Below are 15,853 nucleotides of genomic sequence, written 5' to 3'. Positions count from 1 at the left end.
AGCGTCACCGCCCAGTCACGGACAACCGCGCTCAGGCCGCGTTGGCGCCGGATTCCTTGTCCAGCAGCATGTAGTCGAGCGGCATTTCGGTCGTGTACTTGATCTGCTCCATGGCGAAGGACGACGATACGTCGCGGATCTCGATCTTGGCGATCAGCCGCTTGTAGAAGGCGTCATAGGCGGCGATATCGGGCACCACGACGCGCAAGAGATAATCGACGTCGCCGCTCATGCGGTAGAATTCGACCACCTCGGGAAATTCCTGGATGACTTCCGAGAAACGCCGCAGCCATTCATGGCTGTGCGAATTGGTGCGGATCGACACGAAGACGGTGACGCGCACATTGACCTTTTCGTGGTCGAGAATGGCGACGCGCCGCTTGATGACTCCCTCTTCCTCCAGCTTCTGGATGCGGCGCCAGCACGGCGTCGTCGACAGGCCGACTTTCTTGGCGACATCGGCAACCGCGAGCGTCGCGTCCTCCTGCAGGAGGCGGAGAATTTTTCTGTCGAGGCGATCCATTGAGGTGCTCCTGGTGCAGGCCGCGTTCCCTCGAGCGCGACGCGCTTTGGGAATAGATTGGCTATACTCCCTCTTATTTCGACCTTTCACAAGAAAGAAATTCTGCCGGATGGCACAAAAGCGAGTGATATCTTGCTTAAAGTCTAATCTATGCGATAGCGGATTTCCGATCTCAGAAACGGCAGCAAATCCATTTCAAACCATGGATTCTGCTTCAGCCATCCTGAGTTGCGCCATGACGGGTGTGGCAGCGGCAGCACTTTCAGGCTGGCCGGCGCATCCCAGATGGTGCGCCAGTCCTTCACGGTTTCGGTCAGCGACGGCCGGCGCGTGGCGCCTATATGCCAGGATTGCGCGTAGGAGCCGATTGTCAAAACGAGGTCGATCTGCGGCATCAGCGCCATCAGCGGCGCGCGCCAGGCCAGCGCGCATTCTCGGCGCGGCGGCAGGTCGCCGCCCTTGGCGTCCTGGCCGGGGAAGCAGAACCCCATTGGCACGATGGCGAATTTATCCGTGTCGTAGAATTCCTCGCTTGTCACGCCCAGCCAGCTTCGCAAGCGGTCGCCGGAGGCGTCGGTGAACGGCATGCCCGACAAATGCACCTTTGTGCCTGGCGCCTGGCCGGCGAGCAGGATGCGGGCGCTGGATGATGGCAGCAGCACCGGGCGCGGCTCGTGCGGCAGTGGCCTGCCGACCGGAGTGTCGACGCAGATGCGGCAGGCGCGGACCTTTGCCGTCAAGCGTTCGAGTTCCGCCTCCATCAGGCGGAAGCGCTCGGACGGCTGGAGACGGCGCTGTACCAGCGCAGCACGTTGGTGCACTCGTCCGGCACTTTGATGCGCGCCGGTTTCATGAAATCCATGGCGATCATGCCGGTGATATCGGCGATCGAATAGGCGTCGCCGGCGGCGAATTCGCGGTTTGCCAGTTCGGGCTCGAGCAGTTTCAGGAATTCAACCGCTTTCGCCTTGTTGGCCTCGCCCCATTCGGGGATCTGCGGAATTTCCCATTCCTTCATCGCCGGATGGATGTGGCGAAAAGCCTGGGCGACGCAGCTGAGCAGATTGAACTCCATGCGCCTTTGCCACATCTCGACCTTGGCCTTGCCGAGCGCGCCTTGCCCGAACAGCGCCGGTTCGGGATGCAGTTCCTCGAAATAGCGGCAGATGGCGACGGATTCGGTGAGGATGGTACCGTCGTCGAGCTCGAGCACCGGCAGCCGCTGCAGCGGGTTGCGCGACCTGACCGGCTCCTGCTTGTGCCCCATCGCACCCATGTCGACCGGCACCAGCGGCACTGCGATGCCCTTTTCGGCGAGGAAAACCCGCACGCGCCGCGGATTGGGGGCGCGGCCGCCGTCGAACAGTTTCATGCTTATCCTCCCGATCTGGTCCTTCAACTATAGTGCTCGTCACCAGAAGCGAAACATCTCTCGCAAGGCGTCACCGACCGAAGCCAGGGTGCCGTGCTTTCTTTCGAGCGGGCCGCCGTGGTGGCTTTCGCGCCAGTCTTGCGGCTGATCGAACGTGCCGGCCCAGATGCCAACCTTGCCGGCGCGGGCAATGGCCTGCTCGGTGTCGAAATCGCCATAGGCAATTGCCCAGCCGGCCTCAACCTGGGCCCGGTTGAGATCCTTTCCACCGGCCTTGCAATCGCCGAGCAGGCGGCCGTAGCGGTCGCGCTGCCAGCCGCTGCAGGTCACCGGATTGCCTGATATCAGCCGCACCAGCGCCTGGCGCGCCAGCCTGCCGCAAGCATAGTCCGCGCCATCCCTACGGCAGATCTGCTGGTATTCCGGAGCGTCGATGCCGCGCATGCGGATACGTTCGGTGCCAAGAGTGAGTGAATCGCCATCGTTGACGATCGCCGCCCCTTGCGCCTTGCGCGTCTCGAAACGGTCGAGGCGTGCGGCGAGCAGGATCAGCAGGCCGAGCAGAATGACCGTCAGCGCGTAGTCCAGCAGCTTGCGCCACAGGCTTCGCGGCGGCGGCGGATAGTATCGCCGGCGCGGCCTTGGCGACCACGAACGGCTCATATGGCAAACAGTCTCTTAATCATTCGAACGTAGCTTAACGAATTGAGATCGCTGCGCGCATAAATCGAAGTTTCCATGCCTCTGCTACGCTCGAACACAGCGGATAAATTCATTGTGGACCGCCGGAAACCGCACCGCAACAGCGATGTGGCGCGCGCGGTGCGCAAGACGCGCGACCGTCTTTCGCAGCAGGTCGGCAATCTCGACTTCGACCGCGAGCTGCTGAAGCTGCACGCCGGGACCATGGTGGGCGGCGCAGCCGTCATCCCACTGCTGGTGTTGGCGGTCGCGGCGGCCGGGCTGCTGGCCGGTGTGGACAAACAGATCAGCGTCTGGGCGCTGTTCACCCTGATCTGCTATTCGATCGTCGCCTTCATGGCGCGGCGCGTCGGCCGCACCGAAGCCGCCGAGCTCAACCCTGTTCGCACCCGCAGGGATTTCCTGATCGGCCATTCGCTGTGCGGCCTCGGCTGGGCGTGGTTCGCCTGGCTCGGCTGCGCCACCTGCCAGATCGACCAGTTCCAGGTGGCCAAGGCGATGGTGCTACTGCTGGCCATGGCGACGACCGCTATCATGGCGTCGTCCTTGCGCGGCTCGCTGCTTGCCACCTTCGTCGTTCCGGTGGCGGTCTATGCCTATGCCGAAACGAAATTTTGGGTGCCGGTCGGGACGATCATGGTCGCCCTGCTGGTCGCGGCATTGCCGTTCTTTGCCTATATCGCGCGCCATCTCAACCGCTCGTCGCTGATACTTCTGTCCTTCCGCTCCGAAAAGGATGCGCTGCTCGCCGAGGTGGAGACCGCGAAATCGATGTCGGACGAAGCTCGTCGGCGGGCCGAAGACGCCAATCTGGCGAAGTCGCGCTTCCTTGCTTCTATGAGCCATGAGCTCAGGACGCCCCTCAACGCCATTCTCGGTTTTTCCGAGGTGATGGCCAATGAGGTGCTCGGGCCGATGAGCAACCCGACCTATCGCGACTACGCCCGCGACGTGCACGATTCCGGCCAGCATCTGCTCGACCTGATCAACGAAATCCTCGATCTGTCGCGCATCGAGGCCGGCCGCTATCAGCTCAACGAAGAGCCGGTGATGCTGCTCAACATCGCCGAAGATTGCTGCCACATGATGGAATTGAAGGCGCGCAACAAGGACATCCGCATCGTCCAGGATTTCGAAAGTGCCCTGCCGCGGCTGTTCGCCGACGAGCGCGCGGTGCGGCAGATAACGCTCAACCTCCTGTCCAACGCCATCAAATTCACCGCCACCGGCGGCGAAGTTCGCGTGCGCGTCGGCTGGACGGCGGGCGGCGGCCAGTACATTTCGGTCAAGGATAACGGGCCGGGCATACCGGAAGACGAAATCCCGATCGTGCTGTCCGCCTTCGGCCAGGGCTCGATCGCCATCAAGAGCGCCGAACAGGGCACCGGGCTCGGACTGCCGATCGTGCAGGGCCTGCTCGCCATGCATGGCGGCGAATTCGAACTTCAGTCGAAATTGCGCGAAGGCACCGAGGCAATCGCCATTTTCCCGCTCGCCCGAGTGATGGAGGAACTGCCGGCGCTGCCAACCAAGACCGTGGCGGCGGCCCGCCGACGTTGACAGCTTGTTCTAGGCTTTGACCGCCGCCGCCATGCCCGAACTGGTAAGCGCCGCCGCCTTGACCAGACCGGCGGCAAGGGCGGCCCCTACCCCTTCGCCGTGGCTGATGCCGAGATCGAACAGCGGCCTGAGGCCGAGCCGCTCGGCGGCAAGCCTTTGGCCGGGTTCGGGCGACTGGCTGGCCAGCAGGCAATGGTCGAGCGCACCCGGGTTGGCGGCATGCAGCACGGCAGCGGCAGCGGTCGCGGCGAAGCCGTCGAGCAGCACCGGGATTTTTTGCATCCGGGCGGCGAGGATGGCGCCGGCAATGGCCGCAAATTCGCGGCCACCGACCCGGCGCAGTGCTTCCAACGGGTCCTTCAGAGCCGCACCATGGAAGGCGACGGCTTTATCGACTACATCAGCCTTGCGCGCCTGCATGGCCGCGTCCGCGCCCGAGGCGGGGCCGACCCAGTCGGCGCCGCTGCCACCGAACAGGACGGCGCACAAGGCCGCCGCAACTGTGGAGTTGCCGACGCCGAGATCGCCAAGGCAAATCAGATCGGCGCCACCGGCGATGGCTTCCATGCCGAAGGCCATGGTGGCGGCGCAGCCGCGTTCGTCGAGGGCGGCGTCCTCGGTGATGTCGGCGGTCGCAATGTGCAGCGCCAGATCGAACACCTTGAGGCCAAGATTGTTGGCGACGCAAATCTGGTTGATTGCCGCACCGCCGGCGGCGCACAGCTCAACGGCGTTTGCGGTCGCAGCGACAGGGCGCGGCGAGATGCCGTGGCGGGTCACGCCATGGTTGCCGGCGAAGATCGCCACCAGGGGCCGGTTCACCGCCGGCGGGGCGCGCCCGCTCCAGGCAGCAAGCCAGGCGGCGATGTCCTCGATGCGGCCAAGCGAGGCTTTCGGCTTGTCGGCCTTGGAAAATAGGGTGCGCACCCTGTTTTCCGCGACTGTATCGGCAGGCGGCAGGCTCGCCAGCAGATTGCGAAAGTCGTCGAAGGGCAGCGCGCTGGTCATGTCGGTCCTGATCATTCCCTGTGGTTGATCAGCGGCATAACCGCCTTGCCCGGCCGGCACAACTCCCCTCGACATTGGCGCGAAAGCGGTTGCCCGCGCCGCATTCCGAAGGGCTTGCATTGGCTTTGCCGTTGCACCATGTGGAGATGGAACGAGGGATTCCGGACGGAACCTTCAAGAGAAAGTCATGACGGCCATCGAATCCCCGTGCATCCTGGTCTGTTCGATCGACATGAAAACCGGCTTCTGCTTCGGCTGTGGCCGCACGCGCGATGAAATCGGCGCCTGGATGGGGATGACGCCGGAGGTACGCCGCAGCGTCATGGCCGAGTTGCCGGCCCGATTGGAAACGGTCGAGCGCAGGCCGCGCCGGGAAACACGCCGCAGCCGCATGGCGCGCGAGCGCGACGTCCTCTCTTGAGGCGGCAGGTCCAATGAACCGACTGTTCTGGATCGTGATGGCGGCAATCGGCCTCGGGCTGGTGCTGCTGATGATCAACAACGACGCCGGCAGCACGTTCGGCATCGAGAATTACGATTTCAGCCGTCTGGTCTGGCTGGGGGCGATCGGCTTGCTCGTCAGCGCCGGCCTTGTCCGGTCCGGCAGGCCGCTCGGCGTCATGGCCCGCAATCTCGGCACGTGGGCCCTGATCGTGCTGGCGCTCGTCGCCGGCTACCAGTACCGCTACGAGTTGCAGGATTTCGCCAGCCGGGTGACGGCGGGCCTCGTTCCCGGCAGCCCGCTGGAGCTCGGCGTCGAGGACGGCCATGCCACCGTGACCCTGGACAAGGCCGACAGCGGCCATTTCGAGGCCCGCATCACGATCAACGGCGCGCCGATCCGCACCGTCGTCGATACCGGCGCGACCAGTACAGTGCTCACCGCCGAAGACGCGCAGGCGGCCGGCTTCAATCCGGCAGCGCTGAGCTTCACCGTCCCGGTCTCGACCGCCAATGGCATGGCGCGCGCCGCTTCGGTGCGCACCGACGAACTGGCGATCGGCGGCATCGTGCGCAGGAACATGCAAGTCATGGTCGCCGCGCCCGGCGCGCTCAGCCAGAGCCTGCTCGGCATGAATTTCATCGGTTCGCTGTCGGGTTTCGACGTGCGCGGCAACCGGATGATTCTGCGCGACTGAACTGCTTAAGCGGCCTTTTCAACACGGTCGAAATCGACGGCAGCGAACGCTGCCTTCAGCACATCCGGTCCGGCGCCGGGTTTCGTCGCGTCGGTGGACAGTATCTGCCGGAAGCGGCGCGCGCCCGGCAGGCCGTGGAACAGCTCGACCATGTGGCGGGTGACGTGGCCGAGCCGCCCGCCCTGCTCGATATGCCGCGCGGCGTAGTCGGCCATCGTGTCGATCAGCGCGGCAAAATCGTAGGCGCCGGCCTTGTCGCCGTAGAATGCCGCGTCGACGCCGGCCAGGATGCCTGGCGTGTGGTAGGCGGCGCGGCCAAGCATGGCGCCATCGACATGATCGAGGTGGCGAGCCGCCTCTTCGAGCGATTGAACGCCGCCATTGATGCCAATGAATTTGTTCGATTTTCTAGCCTTGAGGCGATAGACCCTGTCATAGTCGAGCGGCGGGATGTCGCGATTTTCCTTCGGGCTCAGACCCTCCAGCCAAGCCTTGCGCGCATGCACCCACAGCGCGTCGGCGCCGGCCGCGAAAACGCCGTCGGCCAGCGCGTCGAGCGCGGGCTCCGGATCCTGCTCGTCGACGCCGATGCGGCATTTGACCGTCACCGGGATTTTCACCGCCGCCTTCATCGCCGCCACACAATTGGCGACGAGGTCAGGCACTTTCATCAGGCAGGCGCCGAACGTGCCGGACTGGACGCGGTCGGACGGACAGCCGACATTGAGATTGATCTCGTCGTAACCGAAGCCCTCGCCGATGCGCGCCGCCTCAGCCAGCTTTTGCGCATCGGAGCCACCGAGTTGCAGTGCCACCGGATGTTCGGTCTCGTCAAAACCAAGCAGCCGCTCGCGCGTACCATGGATGACGGCGTCCGCCACCACCATTTCGGTGAAGAGCAGCGCACGCCGCGTCAACTGGCGGTGGAAGAACCGGCAATGCCGGTCGGTCCAGTCCATCATGGGTGCAATAGCCAGTCTAGGATCTTGATTTTTCAGCATTTTTTCTTTAACATCAAATCGTTAGAGCAGCCCGAGTGCACGCGAATTTACGCCAGAATACGACCCTTTTCGCCACGTTTCGATCTCTCAGTGCACACGGAGCGCACACGAGAAAATGGCCGCCTACGCAAAACTCTCGTCCGGTTCATGGCGTGTCCAAGTCCGTCGCAAGGGTCGCTACGTTAGCGAGACCTTTCTGCGCCGAGACGACGCCAGGCGCTGGGCAACCTAAACCGAGCGCCAAGTCGATCGCGGTGAGACGCCGACCAAGTCCGTATAGCGCGCCTGAAAACTTTCGGCGAACCCATCGACCTTCATATCGACGACATGTGCGATGTAGGCAAGTCCCCTCGCCGCTCCAAGGCCGCAGCCCTCGATATGCTCCAAAGACATCCGGGGAAGTGCAACATAGCTGCCCTTGATCGCGAACGGCTCATTCGTTTTGGTCGCGACCGGGCCGCCCAAGGTGCCGGACGATGAGTCTCGGTATCGACATCACCTAGGGAAAGTCGTTGAGCGTCGTTCCTGGATGATCTGCCTGGTCGTGATCGCGACAGCCGCTGGCGAGAGCCGCCAAACACGCATGAGATTGTCTGAAGCGGAGGACCGTCCATGGAAGGACCTATTTCGAGCTATTTTGCATCGATTGAACCCGTGGGCCCCTGACGTTTTTCTGGACCGCTTGCTGCATCCGGCGCGGCATTTCAAACATCCCCACGACGTTTTGGCCGATGTTGCCCTGGACGCTCAGGAGAAGCGCGCCATTCTTCGTCATGGGCATCGGATGCCTGCGCCGTAGAATCCGTGCCAGCGCTTCGCATGCTGCCGCGAGCGGGTGAACCGGTCAGCTTCGACACGATCATGGATGCGTTGCAACAGTTGGATCAATCGGATGAGCGTGCCGGTCCTGACTGCAGTGACAGCGCGGCAGTGGCCGCGTTCATACCATTCGTCGATCGGATTTAACAGGCTGCTGCAAAAGTCGCATTTGGCTTTGTTTTATGATTCACTTTCGTCTGACAACGGGAGTGATTTGCGATGCGGGGTCGTAGTGAAGGACCGGGAAGCCTTTTCAGCTATGTTCCGTTAGAGAAGCGCATCCCGTTGGATCATCCTCTGCGGGCGATCCGGCAGTTGTGCGATGAAGTGCTTGGTCGTCTGGATGGTCGCTTCGAGGCGCTCTATTCGGGCATGGGCCGGCCGTCGATCCCACCGGAGATGTTGCTGCGGGCGACACTGCTGCAAGCGTTCTTCTCGGTTCGTTCGGAACGGCAACTGATGGAGCAGATTGATTACAATCTGCTGTTCCGCTGGTTCGTTGGCCTGCCGCTTGACGCGCCGGCGTGGCATGCGACGGTTTTCACCCACAATCGCGACCGGCTGCTTGAAGCCGATGTGGCGCGAGAGTTTTTGGGTGAACTGATGGGCCTCAAGCGGGTGAGCAAGCTTCTGTCGAGCGAGCATTTTTCGGTGGACGGCACGCTGATCGATGCCTGGGCTTCGATGAAGAGCTTCCGCCCGAAGGATGGTTCGGGCGATCCGCCAGGGCCAGGGCGCAATGGCGAGCGCAACTTCCGCAAGGAGAAGCGCTCGAATCAGACACATGCCTCCACGACCGATCCCGACGCCCGGCTCTACCGCAAGGCGGACGGCCATCCGAGCCGCCTGTGCTTCATGGGCCATGTGCTGATGGAGAACCGCAACGGGCTGGCGGTCGATGCAACGTTGACGCACGCCACCGGCAAGGCCGAGCGGGAAGCCACGCTTGTCATGCTCGACCGGCGGCAAGGCAAACATCGCATCACGCTGGGCGCCGACAAGGCCTATGACGTCATGGATTTCGTTGGCGACCTGCGCCAGCGCCAAGTCACTCCGCACATCGCCATACAAGGCACGGTCTCAAGCGCGGGCACGGTGCGCAAGACCGCTATCGACGGGCGCACCACGCGCCATGCCGGCTATGTGATCAGCCAGCGCATCCGCAAACGCATCGAGGAGATATTCGGCTGGGTGAAGAAGCCGGGCGGATTGGCCAAAACCAAATTGCGAGGGCAGCCAAGAGTGGAGGCCGTCTTCACCTTTGCGGTCATCGCCTACAATCTGGTTCGCATCCCAAAGCTCCTGAAAGGGCAGATCGCATAACCGTCAGCAGAAAGGACCGCAACTCGCGCAGCAAGCTCAGCTGCAACCCGCCGCGAAAATCGCGCAGACAACAGAAAACTTCCGTCAAAAATATCGAGATCAGCAACGATCAGACTTTTGCAGCAGCCTGTTAAGGGCGACGTAGTTGTTCTTGCACCATGGACCCGTCGGCGAGTGACCCCGCCGGCGGGAGGGGTGTGGCATCGGTGCGTTCGCCCAGATTGCCGATGAAAATTTTCCTATTCTTCCTCTTGAAGGTGCACGTCGCGATTCTAAATTGATGGTCGCCGGCCGCCCAATGGGGCCGGCAACACAGGGAGGCGGCAAGGCTCTTGGCGCCTTCTTGTCCATGTTGCTCAAAGGAGGATGTGGCTATGAAGACAAACCTCGATTTTACCCCTCTATACCGGTCCAGCATCGGCTTCGACCGCATGGTCGACATGCTTGAAAGTGCGAGCCGTGTGGCCTCGTTCGACAACTGGCCGCCCTACGATATCGCCAAGGTTGATGATGATCAGTATCGCATCACGATGGCGGTCGCCGGTTTCTCGCAGGACCAGCTGACCGTCACCCACCAGCCCAACATGCTGGTTGTGAGCGGGTCGCAATCCGGCGATGAGAACGGCCGGCATCTGTACCGCGGCATCAACGGGCGCGCTTTCGAGCGTTGGTTCGAACTGGCCGATCATGTCAAAGTCCAGGGCGCCAGCCTTGAGAACGGGCTGCTGAGCATCGATCTCAAGCGCGAGGTTCCCGAGGAGATGAAACCGCGCAAGATCGAAATCTCCAGCGGGGCTCCCATGCCGAAGATCGAGGCGCCCAAGGTCGAGACCGACAAGCTGGCCGCCTGAGCAATCCACCATGAAGGCTTTCGCTTGAGCCGGGCGTCCCGCCCGACTCAGAGACCTACGAAAGGAGAAAGACAATGAGCGTACGTGACTTGATCCCATGGGGCCGGGGCAACGGAAACTCGGCGCCCAGTCTCTTCCCCGACGGAGATCGAGACCCCTTCGTCTCCCTCCACCGGGAGGTAAACCGGCTGTTCGATGACGCCTTCCGCAGCTTTGGCGCCAGACTGCCGGCCTTCGGTCCCTCTTTCGCCGCCAGTTGGCCGAGTGTCGAAATCTCCGACACGGACAAGGAAGTCCGCGTCACGGCGGAAATACCTGGCCTGGACGAGAGCGACATAGAAGTCCTGCTGGAAAATGGGGCGCTCAAGCTTAAAGGCGAGAAGCGTTCCGAGACCGAGGACAAGGACCGGCAGTTCTCCGAGCGCTTCTACGGTCGCTTCGAGCGCCTCATTCCGCTCGGCTACGAGGTCGAAGAAGACAAGGTCAACGCCACCTTCAAGAACGGGGTGCTGACCGTGACGTTGCCCAAGACCGAGCGGGCGCAGGCGAAGGCCAAGCGGATCGCAATCAACGGGAAGAACTGACGGATGCAGTATGGGTGGCGGCCCTTACGGCCGCTGCCCGTGCGACCCTTCATAACGGGAGGGACAGGCAATGGAGACAGTTCAAAGCAGCGACAACATCAGGAACCCAACCAAGACGTCCGTCCGGCCGGACAATGACAATCGGCCTCGTCTAGACGGGCCGGCTTTGTCAATGGGACGGTCAGTGTTTCCGGAGGGCGCAGTGGCGCGGATCTACCAGCCCTGCCGCTCGGCCATGACCTCGGCAAAGCCCCACAGGGACTGGCGATTGGTCTTCGAACGCCGCACAGCCCCGTTCATCGAGCCGCTGATGGGCTATACCGGTGGCCGGGACACCCTGACCCAGGTTGAACTGAACTTTCCGACGCTGGAAGCGGCGATCCGTTATGCCGAGCGTCAAGGCCTCAACTATGTCGTGCAGGCTGCACCTCCTGCTTCCCAGGCCAAGGTCACGCGCCAGCATGCATCGGAGGAGAAACAGGCCTTTTCCGACCTGGTTTGGCAGCGGCTGCAGTTGGCTTGGCTCCAGGCAAGCCACGGCTATGGCGCCGGTGCACAGGCAGCGCACATACAGACGGCGCTTTCGGAGCCCGAGACATTCTACGCCTCTCCGATGGAGGTTGTGGATGACCCAGTGCTAGCACCCGACGAGAAACGCGCCGTGCTCAAGAACTGGGCCTGGAACGAGTATCTGATCGACATGGCCACCGCCGAAGGCATGCCGGAAAATGCACGCCCGTCGCGATTGGACGAGGTCGAACTCGCTTTGCTGGCCTTGGAAGCCCGAAACCGGGGCTTCCAGACCAGGACCAGCCCGGTGCACTCCCGGATAGCCGCATGATGAGGCAAGAATGAACCCACTGATCGTCTTCGACGCCCAACGGACCGTTCCGAACCCTTCCCGCTTGCGGTCGCGGCAGCGGGCGGGTGCGCGCCTACAACATTCCCAATGCGTGGGCGCCCGATTGCGCCTCGGCAGAACTCGGCCCAGTTGTTAGGATCGCGCCGATATGGACGTTCCAATAAATTGGCGACAGAGGTTCCTATGTATCAATCCTTCAACGGCTCCGCCCATCCCCTGGCACCGAAAGAGATCGCGATCGCTGCCGTCCCCGAAGACGAGCGTGTCTGGGTCCCACAGGCGGAGGGCGTGTGGTTCCGACCACTTATGCTCAACACAATGCAAGGGCAGTGGTGCAATCTGCTCCGCGTACGCCGGGCCGGGATATTAAGCCGTCATCTGCATCCGGCCCCCGTGCATGGCTATGTGATCAAGGGGCGTTGGCACTATCTTGAACACGACTGGATGGCAGAGACCGGATCTTACGTTTTCGAGCCGCCCGGTGAAATCCACACGCTCACGGTTCCAAGCGACGTGCCCGAGATGATCACCTTCTTCAACATTTCCGGCTGCATGGTTTACCTGGACAAGGATAACAAGCAGATTGGTTTCGAGGACGTTTTCACCAAGATCGACATGTGCAGAAATCACTATGCGAGCGTGGGTCTCGGTGACGATTTCGTCGATCAATTCGTACGGTAGACATCCGCCCGTTTGCCTTCCGCTGCGGTGAGTTCGCGGTCCGCCACAGAGGCGAAACGAGGAGATATTGGTGACCGACTCCATATGGGCCATGCCCTTCTTCGCGGGCAAGACCGTCGTCATTACCGGAGGCACGACAGGTATCGGAAACGGCATCGCCATGGCGTTCGCCGAGGCCGGGGCAATTGTCCACGCGACGGGGGCCACGGCCGCCGAGGTAGCGGCCGCTCGTGCATACGGCACCGCCGTCTCGTATTCAGTACTCGACGTCCGGGACATGACTGCGGTCGAAGGATATTCCAGTCAGTTCACATCCGTTGCAGCGCTCGTAAATTGCGCAGGGGTAAACCTGCGCGCCGCCGAATTCACTGTCCAGGGTTTCGAAACGGTGGTCGATATCAATCTCACCGGCTCCATGCGGAGTGCGAGCGCGTTCCGAGGGGCACTCTCGAACGGGGGCGCCATCGTCAACATCGCCTCGATGTTCGCGTTTTTCGGCGCGGCTCATGCCCCGGCTTACGCCGCATCCAAGGGCGCCATCGTGCAACTTACCAAGTCGCTCGCCATCGCCTATGCCGGGGATGGCATCCGCGTAAACGCATTGGCGCCTGGCTGGATCGAGACCGCCATGACCGCCGCGCCACGGGCCGATCCAGCTCGCAACGCGGAATTGATGAAACGCACTCCGATGGGTCGCTGGGGTACGCCGGGCGACCTGACCGGCCCCGCCTTGTTCTTGTGTTCGCCGCTCGCGGGATTCATCACTGGGGCAATTTTGCCGGTTGACGGTGGCTATCTCATTGCGTGAGGCGTTGGCTATGCTGCGCGACCGATCTCCAAGCCTGTGTCGTCGAGATCAAGATCGAACGCGACCAATCGACCATGCCTGACCGCAATTGCCGCCACCAACTCCGCAAGCTCGCCATCCGTATGCTCGCAAAAAGCTGCCTGTTTCCTGACAATCGTGACCGCATCCCGGGTCGATACGACAGAGAACGGCCTCCGGGATCTCACGAATGATTCCGCAACCTCCGCGACGGATGAAGCTCGGTCAAAATTATCTTGCATACTTGCACCTCTGTACGACGCTAGCCCAAGCTCGGCCCGCGCAAATTGTTCCCATTGGCCTAATGCAGCCTGGTTAGCATCCGGCTTGGGCTCCTTTGTGAGCGAAGGCCGGGAGCAACGCTACATGGCCGTCGCCGTCTGCCTTGGACAGTGGGCTGGACGCATTCGTCTCCACTCAACGAAAGGTCACGCCATCGGCCAGTCTCACTACATGCTTCAAATGCGAACACGAGCCCGACGCTAGAGACGAGGAGGATCGAATTGTCCAAGCCGCTCGCCAAAGTTTCCGATCCTCGGATCACCGCAGTTCCCGCGCAACAAGTCGCCGGGAGACCTGTTTGCTCGCGTTGATTGCGGTCGACTGACTCCTGGCTCATTCGCCGCCTCGCCGGCTGGCTCCGGTCGGCCGGCTTCGTCCGTCTTCGTCATCGCTGGCCGGCGGACGATCCAATCCACCAAACCGGCTTCGGTCTCCTCGCAGGCCACGAATTCGCGCACCAGACTTCGCGCCAGCTCGCGCCATTGACACTCGGGCACGTTCATCTCCGCGATCAGATCTCGGCATGCAGCGCGTATGATGTCGGCATCGAAGGCTGACACGGCGACAGGACCACGGTCTGCATTCTTTGCTCGAGCAGTGTCGTCGCCCTGACGTTCGCGAAAGCGCCTCAGCACCTCGCGCGATGCGGCGATCGCTTGTCGGGTTTGACTCATAGCCTCGTAAAATCCAACTTCGCGGACCAGTGAGCGGTGCCGTGATGGAATGAAGTCCTCCATAACCGCATGCGCAGTGTCCGTACGCGTTGCAACCATCGCCGCCTCCCTGCAGGCGCACCCAATGCTTGCAGCTTCTGCCGGTGTTCGGGCGGCCGCCTGCATTTGTCGTGTCGCTGCTATGATCGCGTGAGTTAAAGCCGGTGAAGCGTCGCTGCAATTACAAATGTAAGTGTGGCATCCGATAAGTGGTATGCCCGCTGGCTGCGGCGGCGGCGAGTTCGTTCTTCAGACGGTCGAAGTCTTCCTCGGCGAAGCGCTCTCCTCGTTGCCGGAACGAGGAAGCAGGATCTGGACAAAATGCATGCGGCCGTGCCGCCGTTCAGGGGGCGCTATTGGCGAAAATCCGCCAATTTCCGCCAGTCGAAGACAACGCCCACTCCAGGCTCGTCGGGTGCTATCGCCAAACCATCCTGAAGCCTCAGCGGCTCAGTGGTGTAATGGTCAATATCAAAACTATGCGCCTCCACCCAGCCGGCATTTGTCTGACCTGCAACGAGGCTGACATGAAGTTCCTGCATCCCGTGACTGCAGACCGGAATGCCAGCCTTGCGTGAGAGCGCTGCCACGCGCAGCCAGCCCGTGACCCCGCCGCAGTTGGAGGCGTCGGCTTGGATGTAGGCGAGATTCGACCAAGCGAAGGCATGCTCGAACTCCTCGATGACATGCAGGTTTTCTCCCATTGCCAAGGGCATTCCGGTCGCCTTGGCAATGCTGGCGTAACCCTCATAGTCGTCGGGTATGATGGGCTCCTCGAACCACAGCAGATCGTAAGCGGCGAATGCTCTCGCTGCCTCGATCGCTCGCGGGACGTCGAGCGCGTAGTTCGCGTCAACCATAAAGGTGACATGAGGTCCTATGCGCTCGCGAACTGCCTTCACCCGGGCCACATCCTCGGCCAGGTCGTCCTTGCCGACCTTGATCTTCACCCCGGTGAAGCCGGCATTGAGATAGGAATCGATGCTGGCCAAAAGCTGATCGAGGGTAAAGTTTAGGTCGATGCCGCCGCGATAGGCCTTGGCGCTCTTCCCGGCCCCGCCCGCCATCTGCCAAAGCGGCAGGCCGCTACGCCGGCCCTTGAGGTCCCACAACGCGATGTCGATCGCCGATATCGCGAAAGAAGCGATGCCGCCGCGCCCGACATAGTGGATGTGCCAGAGCATGCCGTCGTAGATCGTGTGGATCTGCGTCGCGTCGCGAGCCTTGAGGAACGGCGCGAGGTCGTGATCGATCATTGCCTTGATGGCATAGCCGCCCTTGCCGCCGGTGTAGGTGTAGCCTGTGCCCTCGGTGCCGTCGGCAAGCCTCAGCGTGACGGTCACCAGCTCGAAATGCGTGTGCGCGCCGTGCTTGGCATCGGTCATCACCTCACGCAGTGGGACCCGGAACAGCCGGGTCTCGACTTCCTTGATTTCGGTGCGGCTCATGCTGCGCTCCATTCAGGTTTTTTCATCGGACCATAATTGCACCGGCAGCGCTGACTGGCAACAACGTGGCTGATCTTTCAGCGCTTCTGAAGTCAATCTGTCATTTTTGGTCCTACAAAAGCATCAATCCGCTTGTGCTTTGGTCCGATTTACCTTCTA

Annotated in this window: 17 protein-coding genes; 9 read left to right on the top strand and 8 right to left on the bottom strand. The window is 62.0% G+C overall.

Annotated elements, in window-relative coordinates:
- Positions 1-31 precede the first annotated feature (31 nt).
- The 4 genes from NLY44_RS07415 to NLY44_RS07400 form a co-directional block, all read right to left on the bottom strand.
- Positions 32-523 carry an Lrp/AsnC family transcriptional regulator gene (locus NLY44_RS07415; RefSeq protein WP_023669013.1) on the bottom strand — a complete coding sequence of 164 codons (492 nt, stop codon included), beginning with the start codon at positions 521-523 and terminating at the stop codon, positions 32-34.
- Between the two features lie 143 nt (positions 524-666).
- Positions 667-1,284, bottom strand: a complete 618-nt coding sequence (locus tag NLY44_RS07410; RefSeq protein ID WP_023805145.1) for a uracil-DNA glycosylase family protein — start codon at positions 1,282-1,284, stop codon at positions 667-669.
- Entirely contained in the window at positions 1,284-1,895 is a 612-nt protein-coding gene (locus tag NLY44_RS07405) for a glutathione S-transferase (RefSeq protein ID WP_023682483.1), read from the bottom strand. The genes NLY44_RS07410 and NLY44_RS07405 overlap by 1 nt, the downstream gene beginning before the upstream one ends.
- Before the next feature lie 39 nt (positions 1,896-1,934).
- On the bottom strand, positions 1,935-2,558 hold the full coding sequence (locus NLY44_RS07400; RefSeq protein ID WP_023682482.1) for a thermonuclease family protein: 624 nt from the start codon (positions 2,556-2,558) through the stop codon (positions 1,935-1,937).
- Between the two features lie 75 nt (positions 2,559-2,633).
- Between NLY44_RS07400 and NLY44_RS07395 the strand changes: the two genes are divergently transcribed.
- Positions 2,634-4,157: a sensor histidine kinase gene (locus NLY44_RS07395; protein ID WP_023708347.1), complete on the top strand. Its 1,524-nt coding sequence runs from the start codon at positions 2,634-2,636 to the stop codon at positions 4,155-4,157.
- 9 nt (positions 4,158-4,166) lie between these two features.
- On the opposite strand, the gene NLY44_RS07390 is transcribed toward NLY44_RS07395, so the two are convergent.
- Complete coding sequence (locus tag NLY44_RS07390) at positions 4,167-5,165, bottom strand: nicotinate-nucleotide--dimethylbenzimidazole phosphoribosyltransferase (RefSeq protein WP_023710483.1); 999 nt, start codon at positions 5,163-5,165, stop codon at positions 4,167-4,169.
- A 187-nt stretch (positions 5,166-5,352) separates the two neighbouring features.
- Between NLY44_RS07390 and NLY44_RS07385 the strand changes: the two genes are divergently transcribed.
- Together NLY44_RS07385 and NLY44_RS07380 are read left to right on the top strand one after the other, a co-directional pair.
- Positions 5,353-5,586 carry a DUF1289 domain-containing protein gene (locus NLY44_RS07385; RefSeq protein ID WP_023824914.1) on the top strand — a complete coding sequence of 78 codons (234 nt, stop codon included), beginning with the start codon at positions 5,353-5,355 and terminating at the stop codon, positions 5,584-5,586.
- Between the two features lie 13 nt (positions 5,587-5,599).
- The gene (locus NLY44_RS07380; RefSeq protein ID WP_023736600.1) at positions 5,600-6,304 is read left to right on the top strand and encodes a TIGR02281 family clan AA aspartic protease; all 705 of its coding nucleotides are present in this window, start codon (positions 5,600-5,602) and stop codon (positions 6,302-6,304) included.
- 5 nt (positions 6,305-6,309) lie between these two features.
- Here NLY44_RS07380 and dusA read toward each other — a convergent pair whose 3' ends face one another.
- The gene (dusA, locus tag NLY44_RS07375) at positions 6,310-7,305 is read right to left on the bottom strand and encodes a tRNA dihydrouridine(20/20a) synthase DusA (protein ID WP_023805144.1); all 996 of its coding nucleotides are present in this window, start codon (positions 7,303-7,305) and stop codon (positions 6,310-6,312) included.
- Positions 7,306-8,343: 1,038 nt separating this feature from the next.
- Here dusA and NLY44_RS07365 point away from each other — a divergent pair.
- The 6 genes from NLY44_RS07365 to NLY44_RS07340 all read left to right on the top strand — a co-directional run bounded on the left by NLY44_RS07365 (position 8,344) and on the right by NLY44_RS07340 (position 13,233).
- Positions 8,344-9,447: an IS5 family transposase gene (locus NLY44_RS07365; RefSeq protein WP_286455856.1), complete on the top strand. Its 1,104-nt coding sequence runs from the start codon at positions 8,344-8,346 to the stop codon at positions 9,445-9,447.
- 374 nt (positions 9,448-9,821) lie between these two features.
- A complete protein-coding gene (locus NLY44_RS07360) occupies positions 9,822-10,298 on the top strand; it encodes an Hsp20 family protein (protein ID WP_023806132.1) in 477 nt (158 codons plus the stop codon).
- 74 nt (positions 10,299-10,372) lie between these two features.
- Positions 10,373-10,882, top strand: a complete 510-nt coding sequence (locus NLY44_RS07355) for an Hsp20/alpha crystallin family protein (RefSeq protein WP_023682476.1) — start codon at positions 10,373-10,375, stop codon at positions 10,880-10,882.
- Positions 10,883-11,084: 202 nt separating this feature from the next.
- Complete coding sequence (locus NLY44_RS07350; protein ID WP_348524377.1) at positions 11,085-11,723, top strand: NADH dehydrogenase ubiquinone Fe-S protein 4; 639 nt, start codon at positions 11,085-11,087, stop codon at positions 11,721-11,723.
- Between the two features lie 204 nt (positions 11,724-11,927).
- Positions 11,928-12,425: a 2,4'-dihydroxyacetophenone dioxygenase family protein gene (locus tag NLY44_RS07345; RefSeq protein ID WP_023706884.1), complete on the top strand. Its 498-nt coding sequence runs from the start codon at positions 11,928-11,930 to the stop codon at positions 12,423-12,425.
- A gap of 70 nt (positions 12,426-12,495) precedes the next feature.
- Complete coding sequence (locus NLY44_RS07340) at positions 12,496-13,233, top strand: SDR family oxidoreductase (protein ID WP_245262639.1); 738 nt, start codon at positions 12,496-12,498, stop codon at positions 13,231-13,233.
- Positions 13,234-13,733: 500 nt separating this feature from the next.
- Here NLY44_RS07340 and NLY44_RS07335 read toward each other — a convergent pair whose 3' ends face one another.
- Positions 13,734-14,306: a hypothetical protein gene (locus NLY44_RS07335; RefSeq protein WP_198029002.1), complete on the bottom strand. Its 573-nt coding sequence runs from the start codon at positions 14,304-14,306 to the stop codon at positions 13,734-13,736.
- 293 nt (positions 14,307-14,599) lie between these two features.
- Complete coding sequence (locus tag NLY44_RS07330; protein ID WP_023806130.1) at positions 14,600-15,694, bottom strand: mandelate racemase/muconate lactonizing enzyme family protein; 1,095 nt, start codon at positions 15,692-15,694, stop codon at positions 14,600-14,602.
- Between the last annotated feature and the right edge of the window lie 159 nt (positions 15,695-15,853).

It is taken from the genome of Mesorhizobium sp. C089B (genome assembly GCF_030323125.1).
GTDB lineage: Bacteria > Pseudomonadota > Alphaproteobacteria > Rhizobiales > Rhizobiaceae > Mesorhizobium.
This window is presented reverse-complemented; position numbering and strand designations above follow the sequence as displayed.